The organism is Thiothrix fructosivorans (assembly GCF_017349355.1).
Lineage (GTDB): Bacteria > Pseudomonadota > Gammaproteobacteria > Thiotrichales > Thiotrichaceae > Thiothrix > Thiothrix fructosivorans.
In genome coordinates this window covers 408,043-423,211 of record NZ_JAFMPM010000005.1, presented here as the reverse complement: position 1 = coordinate 423,211, position 15,169 = coordinate 408,043, and the positions used below count along the sequence as shown (strand labels likewise).

The following is a 15,169-nucleotide window of genomic DNA, read 5'->3' as shown; positions in this document are numbered from 1 at the left end:
GTAGTACTTAACGCAGTAAACCGAACGGTGATAACAAACCACCTACACCGCCGTAATCTTGTACCGCTTCTTTGGTTGCGGAGGTGTGTACTTGAATCTTATCGCCAGCGATCACTACAGGGTCAGCGACGCGCCCCATGTTCACGTCTTCCAAACGCACCGTGTAAGGCTTGTTGTTACGGAAAACGGTCACGTTATCCTTGATGGCTAAACGGCTCAAACCTTCTGCTTGCGCAATCGCTTGCGTCAGCGTGGTATCACCCGCCAAGGCATACACACCCGGCTTATTCACGGCACCGGATACGGTAATTTTGCTACCCGTGGATTCTTTCACCAGCACATTCACTTGTGGGTTGTGCATGTAATCTTTTTCCAGACGTGTCGCAATTTGCTTTTCCAATTGGCTTGCCGACATACCTTGTGCATGTACCGTACCGATCAGTGCCAACGTAATATTGCCGTTGTCATCCACACGCACTTCTTTGGACAAATCCGGGACTTTGAAAACATCAATTTCCAGCAAATCTTGCGGCGCGATACGATCACTCCCAGATGTCCCTGTCGGTAAACTAGCCGATTCAGCACTGACTGTTGAACCCGGTAAGGCAGAATGTTGTGGTACGTTATTAGAACAAGCCGTCATGCTTAATGACGCCAGCAGTGGCAATAACAATTTCCAAGTCATTTTCATTGGGAATCTCCCTGATAGTATTTTTAACAATTTTGAGGGGTTAAGGGGTTAGCCTTGCTTTGTATCGGATAGTAGATGCCCCGTGTTAGGCTTGCGACACCGCACGGATTAAACGCATTCAATCCACAGACAATAGGACTATAGACCACATTAACACTCGCCATCAGCCCTTATCGGATACAAGTTTCAATTATACCCCCGTGGATTCTGCTTCTGCCAGTGCCACGTATCTTGACACATCTCCATCAATGTCTTCTCCGCTGTCCAGTGCAATAAGGTTTCTGCCCGTGCAGGGTCTGCATAACAACAGGCAATATCACCCGCCCGCCGTGCCACGATTTGATACGGCACGTCATTGCCACTGGCTGCTGCGAAGGCTTTGACCATATCCAATACCGAATAGCCTTGCCCTGTGCCTAAATTCACCACTAACAGGTTAGGCACATCGCCACGCAAAAACGCTTGCAAGGCTTTCACATGCCCTTTGGCTAAATCCACGACGTGGATGTAATCCCGCACACCCGTGCCATCATGTGTTGGGTAATCGCCCCCAAACACCGATAAGTGCGGGTATTGCCCAACCGCCACTCGCGCAATGTAAGGCATAAGGTTATTGGGTACGCCTTGAGGATCTTCACCAATACTACCGCTCGCGTGTGCGCCAACGGGGTTGAAATAACGCAGTAACGCGATTTGCCAAGTAGCATCCGCTTTATACAAATCGCCTAACATCTCCTCAATCATTAGCTTGGAACGCCCATAAGGATTCGTTGCTGACAACGGAAAATGCTCTTGAATCGGCGTGGTATGCGGGTCGCCGTATACCGTTGCAGACGAGCTAAATACAATGTTTTTCACACTGTGACGCTGCATCGCTTGTAGCAGCGATACCGTGCCTGCCACGTTGTTATCGTAGTATTCCAGCGGCTTTTCGACCGATTCACCCACTGCTTTCAAACCAGCAAAATGAATCACGCTGTCAATCTGCTGTTCGCTAAAAATGCGATCCAGCATGGCGGCATCACGAATATCCCCTTCGTAAAAGGGAATGTGGGAGACACCGGCAATGTTGGCAACGCGGCGCAACGATTCCGGCGAGCTATTGCACAGATTATCCAACACGATGACCTGAAAGCCCGCCGCCAACAGTTCAACACACGTGTGAGAACCGATGTAACCCGCACCGCCCGTTACCAAAATACAAGGAATAGTTTGCATGTTCGCCCTCTTTTATTGACAGGTGCAACGGCTGCTGCACCTGCCATAAGATAACAAAGTTGCTTAAGACTTATGCTCTTTATTGATGGTATTCGTCGATACTTTGTCAGTTTTAGGGGTTGCTTCGGCTTTTTCGTCCGTTTTTGTGTCGGCTTTCACATCAGCCTTTGCCTCAGTTTTGGCTTCTGTTTTAACTTCTGTTTGGGCGGCAGCCATCTCTGGGGCTTTCTCAGCGGTTTCTGCTTTAGCAGTAGCAGGTGCACTTGCATTGGTCAGAGCAATATCTGCTTTGATTTTATCGAACATTTTATCACCAATACCCGGCACTTCTTTCAGATCTTCCAGTGCTTTAAATTCACCGTGTTCAGTGCGGTAAGCCACGATTGCTTCGGCTTTTTTCTCACCGATACCGTCCAACGTATCCAGTGTTGCTGCATCCGCTGTATTGATATTGATGGTTTCCGCCAGAACAGCAGAAGACGCGAACAGGGAAAAGACGATAGATGCGGCAAAAATCATTTTTTTCATGACTAACTCTCGTTGAAATTTTATTGTTAGGGTTTGTGTGTGCACCCGTTAATTATCGCGGTAAACTGCACAATCCACAGCTTTTCCAGACAATCGGCACGAGACCCCCCACATGAGCAAACCTTACATCAAATCCATCGTTTCCTACTCAATGGTCGGCAGCCTTGGCTTGACTATCCTCGCTAGTTTGCAAGGCTGCGGCAGCGACCAACCCCCGCTACCGCCGGAAAAACCCAGCGCAGGCACGATTTCCGAAGCAGCCAAGGGTGAGGGCATGTTCATGGTCATCCAGCAAACTAGCGCAAACCCCGACACCTTTGAGCTAAAGGAAAAATATCCGGCAAGCGAAACCCGCGCCATCCTCAAAGACCTGAACGGCAATGAACGCATCCTCACCGAAGCCGAATTGAAAAAAATGGCGGAAGCGGAAGCCAAAAAGGTCGAAGATGGCACGTCCAATCTAACCCAGCCCGTCGCCACCAATCAGGGTTTGAGCTTAGGCGAAACCATCCTCGCCTCCGCAGCAGGCGCACTGATCGGCGGCATGATTGCCAACAAACTGATGGGCAATGCCAACTACCAACAACATCAGCAACAACAAGCCAGCCGGGCGCAAAGCAGCATCAGCCGCCCTGCCACTGGCGGCACGGATACCCGCGCTGTCAATCCGAACCAAACACAGCAACCCAAATCCGGCTTCTTTGGCAACAAAAGCAGTAGCAGCACAGGCAGTAGCGCCAGCCCCTCTTCCAGCAGCTCATTAGGCGGTTAAACCATGATAAAGCTAGAAAAAGTACAACCCATCAGCCCCGCATTGATGGAAGAAGTCGGCATGACATGGCACACCGATCCCGACGGTCAGCCTTACGTCGCCGATGAAATTGTCCACGTCACCGAGAGCGAAGTAGAGGCGTATTACGAAGCCGCCAACACGCTCTACGACATGTTCATCGCCGCTGCGCAGCACGTCATCGACCATGATTTATTTCTGGAGTTAGACATCCCCTTCAACCTCGCGGATCACATCAAACGCAGTTGGGATAACGATCACCGCCACTTGTACGGGCGCTTTGATTTCGCAGGCGGTGTCGATGGCTTGCCCATCAAACTGATCGAATTCAACGCGGATACTCCGACCAGTTTGTTTGAAACCGCCATCGTGCAATGGGCATTGCTCAAAGCCAACCACATGGACGAAGCAGCGCAATTCAACTCGGTTTACGAAAGCATTATCAATAATTTCCGCCGTTTGGTGACGGGCGAGGCAGACCCCGCACGGTTTGGTGAGTTTTACAACTATCAGAATATCCTATTCTCCAGCATTCGCGACCAGCCGGAAGATGAGCGTACCGTGCGCTTTTTGCAGCAAATGGCAACGGATGCAGGCTTCCAAACCGATTTTTGCTACATGGATGAAGTGGGCTTTTTAGAACAGGCAGGCATTTTCAACCCCGCTGGCACGCGCTTCGACTACTGGTTCAAGCTCTACCCGTGGGAAGATATTGCCCTGCAAACCGACGGCATCAACGGCATTCTGGATGACATTACCCGTCATACTGCCACCGTGATTCTCAATCCGGCATATACCCTGCTGTTCCAAAGCAAGGGCATCCTAAAAGTGCTCTACGACTTATTCCCCGATTCGCCGTATTTGCTGGAAACCCGTACCGCCATGCTGCACGGTAAAAAGCAGGTCGCGAAAAAGATGTTCGGGCGGGAAGGCGAAAATACCGTGATTTACGACGCAGCGGGCAATATCCTCACGCAAATGGCTGGCGAATACGACCGCTACCGCACCATTTACCAAGCCTTCGCCGCCTACCCGCAAGATGCGCAAGGGCGCAGCTATCAGGCAGGCGTCTTCTTTGCGTGGGAAGGCTGTGGATTAGGCTTCCGGCGGGGTGGCGACGTGCTCGACAACCTCAGTAAGTTTGTCGCGCATCGGGTCGTGTGACGGCTGCGACTGCCACAGCCCGCCGTGGTTGATGGCAGTCCACCCCCAGCGCAACCAGCCCAGCAATGCCATTGCCAGCCACAATGCCCACGCCAACATCAGCAAGCGGTAATACCAAATCGGCACACTGATCGCCCCCGGTTGCGGCAATTCGCCTGCCACTCGGTCTTGATACCATTGCAATTGCTGACCCCACGAGCCATTGCCGACGATTTGCATATCCGGCGAACCTAGCAAGCCTTTTGCCACTGCCCCGATTAAGGTTGCCAAGGCAATCAGCGTCAAAAACGCCAAGCCACCTTGCATCGCATTAAACTGCCAACGCGGACGTTGCCAAGTTTCCACCGCCAACTTGCCACGCAGCGCCAGTGCTATCAGCCAGAACGCCATCAGCACCATCAACAGCGAGGAACTTTGGCTCAAACCGACTCCCAGCAAGAACCACTGCCAGCTTTTCAACGGCGTAATCCCCGAACGCCCCAGCAAAACCGCCAAGACCAGCAGCACCACCAACACGCCCCAGAACAACACCGCAGGCCCTAACAACGGCCCGTGCGCCCACAATACCCAACGGTCTTGCGGCACGGTTAAATGGGCTTCAGCATTCACACTCGGTAAACCCAAATCCACCGCAGGGAACGTATAATGCAACGGTAACGCGCCTGCTTCCTGCCATTCCAACACGGCTTCCTGTTTTTTGGGCAAGAGCGGCAACAGCACCGTGTTTTGCTGTTGTTGAATCGCTTGCTTCGTGCCATCAATGGTGAGGCTTTGCAATACCGTGCCTTCCGGCAAACGGATGCTGTGTTGCGAACCACGGCTGCTGTGCAAATTCAACCGCAAGGTCACATCACGAGCGCGTTTGCCCACGTCCACCTGCATTTGGCTGGCGAGCAAGGTCACGGTCTGCCCTGCCACCCCTTGCGGACGGTTGACCGCCAGCGTCAAGGTTTCACCTGCCCACGGTTTCCACAGCAATGTGCCTTGCGCATCGGCTTCTTCGTAAGCATTCACTGGCAAACCGGTCGCAACAACGTGCCACACGGGGCTTGCCGCCACGCGCCATTCTTCCAACCACGCGCTGTTATTGCTGGCAGTGAGGGTGAAGGTGTCGGTTTGTGGCAAACGCGATGTCCATTCCACGCTGGCTTGCTGTGGCTTGAGATTGATTTGCAGCGCATTGTCTTTGATGGTGAATTGCTCACTCAGCGGCTGTTCGCCCTTGAGCAAAGGAATCGCCAAACTGATCGGCGCAGCGCTGTCCGACACACGGCGGATCGTGGTGGTGACATACCAATCCAGCCCCAAATCCAAGCGCCGTTCGATTTTCACAAACGCGGGCAAGGTGGGCATGTCTTGCAAAGTAGCATCCGACGCTGCCGTCGTGGTGCGATTCAGTTGCAACTGTTCTTCGGGCACACCGTTGTCGCGGATACCGTCTACTTGCCAGCCTTCCCCGCTCCATGTGACGTGACGCGGTTTCAAAGGCAACGGCAATGCAAGGCTGTTGCGGGTAGGCAAGCTGCCTTGCAATACCACGTCGTGCGCCCCTTGCGCTAATACCACCCACAATTGCTGTTCGGCATCGCGGCGCAAGGCTTGCGTGGGGGCATTATCAACCAACACGGTTTGCGGCAACCACGTACTTTGGCTGCTCGGCACAGGCACAGCCAGCGCCGTCGCGGCATGGATACGCAGGCGAATCGTTAAACCTTCATTCCCCAGCGTCAGGTTCATCTGCTCGATTTGCGCACAGTCGGGCAAACAGTCCGGCGCACGTAACAAGCGTTCCTCAAGCGTTTGCAACAATGCGGCATCCGGCGGCGGCGGTGTTTCCGCGAACGCAGGTTGCGGCAATGCTAACACCCACGGCACAACAACCAGCAGTAGTGCCGTATGCAACCACTGCTGTGGATGGCGAGCAGCTTGCAATACCGCTGCGAATTTGCCTGCGGGCAAAGCTAAACGGGCGGCTAACACCAGCAGCACCAACACACCCAGCACTTTCAGCAAGGAATGCACCAGCGGCGCAATCAACCACAGCCCCATGCGTTCATCCGGCTGAATCACGCCCGACCATTGCAAGGAGACTTGCTGCCAGTTCCACGTCGGTAAGCCGGGGCCGGTTTGGATCATGCTATTGGGGTCGATTTCGCGCAAATTGGCTTGCTGCTTGGCATTGCGCGACGATGCATAAGAACCGAGTGCGGCTAGGCTACTGTCTGCACCACCGGCTTTATCTTCAATATAATTGCCGCTTGATTTCATCATCGGGGCGGGAGCAGGCACAGGCATAGGGGCTTCGGCAGCAGGCGCGGCTTGTTCAGCCATCATATCCATCGCTGCTTCTGGGGCGGCAGGTTTAGCCGCTACCGCCGTTTGTTCAAAACCAACATGCCCGCCGTTGCCTTGCAATTGCGGATACAGCGCATTGCGTACCGTGTCGATGGTGTACGGCAATACGATCAACACCAGCACCAGCAAACTCAGCCAGCGGTAACGCGCCAACCAACGTTGCATCGCCCCCGTCGGAATTGAGCGCAACAATGCAGTGACTACCAGCAAATTCAGCCAGATAAATTGCGGCGCGTCACTTTGATGCCACGTTAATAGCAAGGCGACACCGGCGACCGCACCCCATTGCCAGCCGTACAAATACCCCGTTGCCACAGTGATCAACAGCACCAGAAACAAATCCAGCAAGCTCCATTGTTGCAACCATGTCAGCGGTAAGTTATCCGTGCCACTCGCGGCAAACAGCAACCAACCGGGCGGCAGGTGCAAGGTGGTGGTGACTTGCTGCAATTCTTGCTGCCAACCGCTCACGGGCGGGCTGGAACGTGCAGCGGTGTAACGACTGTCGGCTTCGAGGTTGAGGGTACGTTGACGTACTTCCACACCATCCGCTGTGCCTTCTGTTTGTTGCGTGATCAGTTGCGGCTGACCGCCGATGCTGACGCGACCCAAACGTATGTCGGGCGACACTTCCAAGCGGGATTGTTGCGCTAATGTGCCGGAGAGATTGTCTTGCAGGGTGTAGCCGTTACCGTCGAAATCCAGCCAGAGTTGGCGGCTCAAGCTGAGTTGTGCGGGGCTGTCTGCCATGCCGCGATGTTGTTCTGCCAAGGTCATTTTGCTGTCAGTGGTCATGAGGTAAGCGGGCAGGCTTGCCCATTCTTCCGGCAAGCGCGTTTGGCTGGGGTCAACGCTATTCACGCCTTCGACTTGCACTTGGCGCATGGTGGCATCAGCTTCAAATACCCAGACTTCTTCGCTAGGCCACGGCGCGGCGCTGGCAGGCAACGTTAAGGCGGTGATAGTGGCGGGAGCGCGTCCAGTGAGTTTCAGCGTCCATTCGCCGGGGCGCAGTTGCACTTGCAGCTTGCCGTCTTGACCCATGCGCGTGGGCAGCGGGCTGTCGAGGTGCAGCGGGATGAAACTGTCCAGCAAGACGGGGGCAAGTTCGGCTTGACGTTGCTTGCCTGCGACACGGAGCTGGATGGTGGTGGTGACTTCGAGCGGGTGTGAATCGAGCACTTTGCGGAAAACTTGCACTTCTAGACCGTCTTCGCTGGCGGCTTGCGGGGAACGGCTTAACCATAAGCTGCCAGCGGCGTTGAATTCGGGGGTGGCGATGACTGTGCCGTTGACGCTTAATTGCACCAAACCCGTGGCGGGTGCGACGAACAGGGCTTCGGGGAGTTTGTCCCAGACGAATTGCCCGCTGATGTCGTGGCTGCCTGCGGCGAGGGTGATGCTGGGGTAGCCGTCTTGCGTGGTGACGACGAGCGGGGTGTTGTCGGCACGGTGGACGTTTTGCGGCCAATGTTGCGCATCACCGGGGAGGCGAAGTTGGGTTTCACCGTAGACTTCCCAGTGTTGGGTAAACGTGCCGCCTGTGGCGGTGAGTTGCAAATCTAAGCGCCCCGGCCAAGCGCATTGACGCTCTTCGGCGTTGTAGAGGTAGGGGCAGGCTAGGTCTTTGTGACCATCGAGTACCCAGCCTACCCACGGTTTGAGGGGTTCGGGGACTTGATCGGTGGGCAAGGGGTTGGCGTATGCTGCGGTGAGCAGGAATAGCCAGAGGGATAAGAGGCGCAGAAAAGGTAACATGGCAGTGCCTTTGGATTTTTTTATTAGACTTAACTATACCTAGATCAAGGTAGTTTCACCACTATGCATTATTTTGAGAAATGTCGGGCTGAAGCCCGACCTACAACATACGCCACATACCTCCCCCTCCCGTAGGTCGGGCTTCAGCCCGACATCCCTTATCCATACCATACGCATCCATACCATACGCATCCATACCATACGCATCCATACCATACGCATCCATACCATACGCATCCATACCAATTGTCGGACTAAAGTCCGACCTACAAGAGAATCGGGTAGGATTTTGCGATTGGTTCTACTAGCAGAAAAATCAGTTTGAGTTACAACGAATTACGTAAAGGCCGCTATAGCTCGCCATCACAAGAATATTTCGTCACAACGGTAGTGCATGAACGTTACCCTGTATTTGAAGATTTTACAGCAGCGCGGATGCTGGTGAGCCATTTGCCAAAACTTGAACGGGAACTCAACGTAAAATGGCTGGCATGGGTAGTAATGCCCGACCACTTTCATGCCTTGTTACGGCTGGAAGGTAATACGGGGTTATCCGAAACCATGCGTCGTCTAAAAGGCGGCACTGCCCGACAGTTGGATCAGCATCTCAACCATGCAGGTCGTTTCTGGCAACCCGGCTTTTTTGATCGTGCTTTGCGTACAGAAGATGACGGTCTTCAAATTGCCCGTTACATCGTTGCGAATCCATTGCGTGCAGGGTTGGTAAAGCATATTGGAGATTACCCACATTGGGACTCCATTTGGTGCTAGCAACCACACGTAGGTCGGGCTTCAGCCCGACAATCACAATCGTGCATTGTTAATCATGCCGCATTTTTGAAGATGTCGGGCTGAAGCCCAACCTACAACGGCATCCACCCCGTAGGTCGGGCTTCAGCCCGACATCCCTTATCCATACCATACGCATCCATACCAATTGTCGGGCTGAAGCCCGACCTACAAGAGCATTGCCCGCTCCCGGCACTGTCACGGTCTGTCGCGGCGTCCCGCCACGCCTGCCCGCGTCAGAGCCGTGCGCTTACTTCTTCGCTTGGGGCGCACCGCGCCCTGCGGCTCCGCCGCCCTGCTGGGCTGGCTGTAGCTCAAGACCTAGGGCAAGCCGGAAGCCCATGTCGTAGTCACGGTAAGCGGGATCGCCCCTGCCACGGAAGGCAGAACGCACGCTCCTGCCGTGGCGGCCCACGAACCGCCGCGAACGACGCGCAAAACGCCCGCCTTATCGCCTCCGGCGATACCCTCCGGGTCTATAACCGGCGAAGCCGGTAATTTTTCTTGCCATACATCCTGACACCATTCCCAGACGTTACCGTGCATTTCGTATAAGCCCCAAGCATTGCAGGGGTAGGTTTTAACTTCCTTGGTTTCGCCCTTGTCACTCCACTTATCCCACTCACCCGAATAGTTCACTCTTTCCAGACTCAAATCATCCTTGCCGCCAAAGTGGAACGGAGTTTGGGTTCCGGCACGGCAGGCATATTCCCATTCGGCTTCCCATGGTAGACGGGCGTTTAAATCGGGGTGAAGCTGGTTGAGTTGGGTGAGGAAAGTTTGGATGTCGTGCCAGCTTACTTTTTCGACTGGGCGGTTTTTGCCTTTGAAGTGGCTAGAGTTCTCGCCTCCCGTGACGGCTTCCCACAGGGCTTGAGTGACAGTGGTTTCAGCGAGCCAGAAACCTTGTTTTAGGGTAACGTGGTGTAAGTCTTCATCGTTATCGCGACCTTCTTCGGTTTCGGGTGAACCCATGTCAAATTTGCCTGGCTGTATCCAGCGGAAGGCGTGGCGCACGTCTTTGTAGGTGAAGGCTTGCCACAGGCCGTAGCGGTCTTCGCCCCAGTCGGATGCCCAAGCGTAGGGGAAGGTGGGTGGGGAGAGGTGGTTACGGGTCATAACATCTATTCTTTCGTAGGGGCAGACCCCTGTGTCTGCCCTCTTGGTCGGGGAAAGGGCAGACACGGGGGTCTGCCCCTACATGGTTAAAACGGTCATGCGATGGGCGTTCACGGGGCATCCACCCCATTACTAGCGCACCGCTGACCTTGCTTTTTGCTTACGGTTGCCCGCAAGGCGGGATGACGATCTGGTCTTTCACGCCCATTCCAACGGCGTGTTGAGCTAGGGCAAGCCGGAAGCCTATGTTGTTGTTACGGTTAGCGGGATCGTTCCTGTTACGGATGGCAGAACGCACGTTCCTGCCGTTGTTGTTCCACGAACCGCCGCGAACGACGCGCTTAACGCCTGCTTTCGATCTGTCACCCAGCCTGATTATAGCGATAGAGGCGGATGACGGCGCAAGTTTTCCTGCCGCCATGCGAGGCTATCCGTTCCGGCGGCGATGGCTTGCACAGCGGCATGGGCAAGCTGTAGCTGGTTGGCGTCGATCATGCCGTTCAGGTAAAGCTGTTCCCAGTATTGCCGCCGTTGCTGGTAGCGGCGTTTGCGCCGACGGCTGAGGCGGATTGTGCCTTGCAGGATGCGAAAACCGCAGTAAGTCACGCCCTGTTTGCTGGGTTGGATTTGCACATTGGGTTTGACCTGCAAACCGCGCTCTTGCTGTAGCCAGCGGATGACGGTTTGCAGGGTTGCCGTTACCGCCTGCCTGCTGTCGCACCACCAGAGGATGTCATCCATGTAACGGATATGCGCCCGCACCGCTGGCAGGCTTGCTAACAGCCTATCCAGCCCGTCCAGATAGTAGTTGGCGAAATATTGCGAGGTCAGCGAACCGATGGGCAAGCCGCATTGTGGGGTGGATGCGTGGCTAGCGATGATGCGCTGTAATTGGGCTTGGCATTCCGCCCCCTTGAAACGGCGCAGCAGAACTTGCAACAGGCGGTCATGGTCGATGGCGGCGAAATAGCCGCTGATGTCGATCTTGGCGTAATAGGCATACTGGCGCAGGTGTTGCTGCACTTTTACTGCCGCTTTGTGAACGCCCCTATTCGGGCGGCAGGCGTAACTGGTGGGCATCATCGCACGTTCCAGCACTTCCCCTGCGAGGTTCATCAAGGCGTGGTGGAAAATGCGGTCTTCAAAGCAGGCGGCGTGGATCAGACGCTTTTTGGGGTCGTGGATTTGGAAGGCGCGGAATTTGCCGTAAGGCAGGCGGGCAGCTCGGATGTCGTCGCCGAGGCGGTTGAGGTTGGTGTCGAAGTGTTGCAGGAAGGCTTGTACGTCGCGGCGGTGGCGTTTGCCTTTGGCGGCTTTGTGGAAGGCTTCCACCAGATTTTTGCGTTCGGCGATGGCTTCAAGGGTGATCAGGGTGCGTTTCATCGGCGGGGTTCGGCACAACAAGCGTTTGTAGGCATTCGATGAAGGCATCGCCGTACTTGTCTGCGCGGGTTTGCCCGATGCCATCCACTTCCATCAAGGCGGTTTTGCTGCTGATGCGGCGCTGCACGATGGCTGCGAGTTGTTCATTGGTGAAGACGTTGTAGGCGGCGATGCCGTCACGCTCGGCGATGGTTTTGCGCAATTCACGCAGGCGCGAAAACACGATGAAATCGTCGTCGTTCAGCACTTCCTTGTAGTCGATCTTGCCGGTTTTGGGGTTGGTGGTGCGCTTGAACGTGTTGCCTGCGAGGGAGCCTTCGTTGTCTGACCAAGTGACGCACACTGCCCAGAAGCTGTTGGCGGCATCCGCGACAAACTGTTTGTCGACGTTGGAAACGCGGTGCTGGTCACAGAAGGTGTTGAGGTCGGACTCGGTGTCATCCGGGTTGGCTACCGGAATTCTGAAAAATTTTTGTTTCATGTGTTCTTCCTGAACTTGTCAAACAATCCTTTGATAAATTTTCCTGCTTTGTCCACCGCTCCCGGCGCTGACCCAGCCTGTCGCGGCGTCCCGCTCGCGCCTGTCTGTGTCCCCGCCGTCCGCTCCTCTTGTTTTGCGGCTCCACCGCCCTGCTGGGCTGGCTGTAGCTCAAGACCTAGGGCAAGCCGGAAGCCTATGTCGTCGTGACGGTAAGCGGGATCGTTCCTGCCACGGATGGCAGAACGCACGTCCCTGCCGTTGTCGTTCCACGAACCGCCGCGAACGACGCGCAAAACGCCTGCTTGGTCGCCTCCGGCGACACCCTCCGGGTCTTTAACCGGCGAAGCCGGTAATTTTTCTTGCCACACATCCTGACACCATTCCCACACGTTGCCGTGCATTTCATACAAACCCCACGGGTTGGCTGGGAGGGATTTGACGGGAACGGTCTTTTTTCTATATAGACCTTTTTTACCGCCTGCGTAGGGATTATTTCCGTCGTAATTAACTTGTTCTGGGGTAATGTTATCGCCGAACGAAAATGGGGTGGTGGTTCCGGCACGGCAAGCGTATTCCCACTGGGCTTCGGTAGGGAGTTTGGCCTGAAGGCCGGGAAGCAGGCTATTCAGTTTTTTAATAAATTCCTGACTGTCATTCCAGCTTACCTGTTCTACCGGGTTATTGGGGTTGTCGGTGAAGCTGCTGGGATTTTCACCCATAACCGCTTGCCATAGCGACTGGGTAACGGTGGTATCTGCCAACCAAAAGCCTTGGGTTAGGGTGACTGGGTGTTGGGTTTCACTACCTTTTGTCCACGGTTCACGGTCTGCTTCGGATTCGGGTGAACCCATGAGGAATGTGCCGGGTTCGATCCAGCGGAAGCGTTGGGTGATACTGTTTATGGTTAAATCAACATACAAACCGTATCTGTCAGAACCAAACGGTCGCGCAAACGCCCAATTTCCTACACCTAAAGATTCAGCAAAATACCAATGTTGAAATTCTTCTTTACCTAACCAAACAAGCCCTGCCCATAACCCATTGACATTACGCCAAAGATTGCTCGCCCATGAAGGTTTAGAAATGGCTTCAATCTCAATTCTGCTGTGCGCTGATTGAATAGAAACAGTGCCATTATCAGGCATCTCAACGACTCTGCCAGATTGAGCAACAACAGCGTTTTCTAAACCGATGGCAGGGGGAAATTGTTTCAGTGCTTCAAATGTTGTTATTGGCGCGTATACCTCACCACCATCACCGGCTTGTTGTAGCTTAAATTGTCCCTGATCACCGACTTGCACTACCTGCCACTGAACCCATTCCTCCCGCGCTGTTGCATCCAGCACCCACTGCAATCGTGCCGGATCAAAGCCTTTTTCCAATTGCTCAGGCCATTTACCCGCCCGAATTTCTTCTGCGTAAGCCACCCCAAACAAGTGGTACGCCAGCTCATTATGCTCACTACTCCAAATGCTTTCTGGTTTAGAAGCCAGAATAGTGCGGCATTGCATCACCAAGATTTTATGCCGTGCCGAACCTTGCCCCTCTTGGGTAACAGTGGCACACAAGCGTTGCAGATAATCCCGTAACGCGGCATCATCGCGCTGTTCCAACACACACTGGTTCAGTTTTTCCAGTTGCCGTAATCCTTCATAAGCCGAGGCATGATGGGCTTGCACAATCTGCCACAACGCTTCAGCTTGCGCCGATTCCGCAAAACGCTGTTGATAGACTTGACGATAACGTTCAGCCACCCGCTCATCTAAACGGATACCCAACCCAATCCGGCGAATATCAGGGTGATTCCAAACTTCACCTTCCCGCTCACTTCCCCCCCAATGCAAAGCAAGGCGTAAACGCCGTAACAACCCCGTATCGACCACCGGCAGGCACGACAATAAAGCCAAAATATCGTCCATTGGAACGGGTTGATCTGAAGTCAATGCAAAGCCACTCGGCCTTGGGTGGCGTGGCAACCGATAAGCATCATTGAGGGGATGCGGTTTGAAAGTACGGCACAAGCGCTGCTGCTGCGGGGAGTGCATCACGGGGCTGAGCGTCAACAGGGGTGCGGGATGCGAGCGCAATACCCTGAGCAAACGTGACCAGTTGGCACTGGCACTAACATTATCGGCTGTTACCCCCAAATCCCCCAAGACCAAAATTGGCACATCCGCTGGTGGGAGTTGCCACTGTTGCCACTCGTCATCCGCCTGCCCCGGCCACGGGATGCAATCAGGTATTTCCCCAGACCAAGCCGTATCCTCAAAACGGATAGCTTCAACAGCATCCTCACCCAACAACGCCTTGAATTGTTGGATGATACGCGCAAAATCGCCCCAATACGGTTCTAAATGCAGCCTTGCATCCACAATAATATGCAAACGTTGCGCCCAATGTTGGCGCGACATCTGCGGTAAACGCTGCAACGCTTTACCCAATGCCACTTGGCGTGCCAGTCGTTGCTGATCCAAACGTTTGCTGGTGCGAGACACCCCAAGGCTATTCAACAAAAAGGGAACAAGGCGTGAGAGCGGCAATAAGGGTGGTGGCGGTGCAAAATGGTATGAATCCGTGCTGTTTGGATTAGGCAATAAACGCATGGCGGGGTCATGCAGATAGTCCGACGCTTGTTTGTCCGGCTCTGTTAAACGGGCGATTCTATTGACCCGCAAAAAACGGGCAGGTGGGCGTTGTGAAATAGCTACGTCTGGTGTCGTTTCAAACGGTATCAATGTTGAAGTGGTGTGGTGTGAAGCGGTATCGGCATCATCAACGATAAGCGGTTCTGGCGCAGACTGTTTGACATAACCAAACACAGTCGCCATTTTTTGCAGCTTGGCATCCTCTTCTCCCGCCGCTTGTAGCAGTGCCAACCGCCCCCATGCCATTG

13 protein-coding genes are annotated in these 15,169 nt (G+C 54.3%); 3 read left to right on the top strand and 10 right to left on the bottom strand.

The annotated features are described in order from the left end of the window. Positions 1-7: 7 nt before the first annotated feature. The 3 genes from J1836_RS03080 to J1836_RS03070 form a co-directional block, all read right to left on the bottom strand. On the bottom strand, positions 8-691 hold the full coding sequence (locus J1836_RS03080) for a polysaccharide biosynthesis/export family protein (RefSeq protein WP_207249409.1): 684 nt from the start codon (positions 689-691) through the stop codon (positions 8-10). 186 nt (positions 692-877) lie between these two features. Then, complete coding sequence (gene galE / locus J1836_RS03075; protein WP_207249408.1) at positions 878-1,909, bottom strand: UDP-glucose 4-epimerase GalE; 1,032 nt, start codon at positions 1,907-1,909, stop codon at positions 878-880. 63 nt (positions 1,910-1,972) lie between these two features. Further along, on the bottom strand, positions 1,973-2,437 hold the full coding sequence (locus tag J1836_RS03070) for a helix-hairpin-helix domain-containing protein (protein ID WP_207249407.1): 465 nt from the start codon (positions 2,435-2,437) through the stop codon (positions 1,973-1,975). A 112-nt stretch (positions 2,438-2,549) separates the two neighbouring features. Between J1836_RS03070 and J1836_RS03065 the strand changes: the two genes are divergently transcribed. Together J1836_RS03065 and J1836_RS03060 are read left to right on the top strand one after the other, a co-directional pair. Then, complete coding sequence (locus J1836_RS03065; RefSeq protein ID WP_207249406.1) at positions 2,550-3,209, top strand: Cj0371 family chemotaxis-regulating polar lipoprotein; 660 nt, start codon at positions 2,550-2,552, stop codon at positions 3,207-3,209. A 3-nt stretch (positions 3,210-3,212) separates the two neighbouring features. Continuing rightward, complete coding sequence (locus tag J1836_RS03060; protein ID WP_207249405.1) at positions 3,213-4,391, top strand: glutathionylspermidine synthase family protein; 1,179 nt, start codon at positions 3,213-3,215, stop codon at positions 4,389-4,391. Here the strand turns inward: J1836_RS03060 and J1836_RS03055 are convergent. Next, positions 4,323-8,504 (bottom strand): hypothetical protein, encoded by a 4,182-nt coding sequence (locus J1836_RS03055; protein ID WP_207249404.1) that lies wholly within the window; start codon positions 8,502-8,504, stop codon positions 4,323-4,325. The two genes, J1836_RS03060 and J1836_RS03055, sit on opposite strands and share 69 nt — an antisense overlap. A gap of 100 nt (positions 8,505-8,604) precedes the next feature. After that, positions 8,605-8,745, bottom strand: coding sequence for a hypothetical protein (locus J1836_RS03050; RefSeq protein ID WP_207249403.1), 141 nt, complete (start codon positions 8,743-8,745; stop codon positions 8,605-8,607). 80 nt (positions 8,746-8,825) lie between these two features. Here J1836_RS03050 and J1836_RS03045 point away from each other — a divergent pair, with 80 nt between their 5' ends. Continuing rightward, on the top strand, positions 8,826-9,275 hold the full coding sequence (locus tag J1836_RS03045; protein WP_207249402.1) for an REP-associated tyrosine transposase: 450 nt from the start codon (positions 8,826-8,828) through the stop codon (positions 9,273-9,275). Between the two features lie 339 nt (positions 9,276-9,614). Here J1836_RS03045 and J1836_RS03040 read toward each other — a convergent pair whose 3' ends face one another. The 5 genes from J1836_RS03040 to J1836_RS21400 all read right to left on the bottom strand — a co-directional run bounded on the left by J1836_RS03040 (position 9,615) and on the right by J1836_RS21400 (position 15,167). Next, on the bottom strand, positions 9,615-10,412 hold the full coding sequence (locus tag J1836_RS03040; protein ID WP_242632675.1) for a formylglycine-generating enzyme family protein: 798 nt from the start codon (positions 10,410-10,412) through the stop codon (positions 9,615-9,617). Positions 10,413-10,572: 160 nt separating this feature from the next. Then, on the bottom strand, positions 10,573-10,833 hold the full coding sequence (locus tag J1836_RS03035) for an SUMF1/EgtB/PvdO family nonheme iron enzyme (RefSeq protein WP_207249401.1): 261 nt from the start codon (positions 10,831-10,833) through the stop codon (positions 10,573-10,575). Then, complete coding sequence (locus J1836_RS03030; RefSeq protein ID WP_207249400.1) at positions 10,788-11,795, bottom strand: reverse transcriptase domain-containing protein; 1,008 nt, start codon at positions 11,793-11,795, stop codon at positions 10,788-10,790. Before J1836_RS03030 ends, J1836_RS03035 begins: the two co-directional genes overlap by 46 nt. After that, positions 11,770-12,276 carry an HRDC domain-containing protein gene (locus J1836_RS03025; RefSeq protein WP_207249399.1) on the bottom strand — a complete coding sequence of 169 codons (507 nt, stop codon included), beginning with the start codon at positions 12,274-12,276 and terminating at the stop codon, positions 11,770-11,772. Before J1836_RS03025 ends, J1836_RS03030 begins: the two co-directional genes overlap by 26 nt. Then, positions 12,273-15,167 (bottom strand): formylglycine-generating enzyme family protein, encoded by a 2,895-nt coding sequence (locus tag J1836_RS21400; RefSeq protein ID WP_242632674.1) that lies wholly within the window; start codon positions 15,165-15,167, stop codon positions 12,273-12,275. The genes J1836_RS03025 and J1836_RS21400 overlap by 4 nt, the downstream gene beginning before the upstream one ends. Positions 15,168-15,169 lie beyond the last annotated feature (2 nt).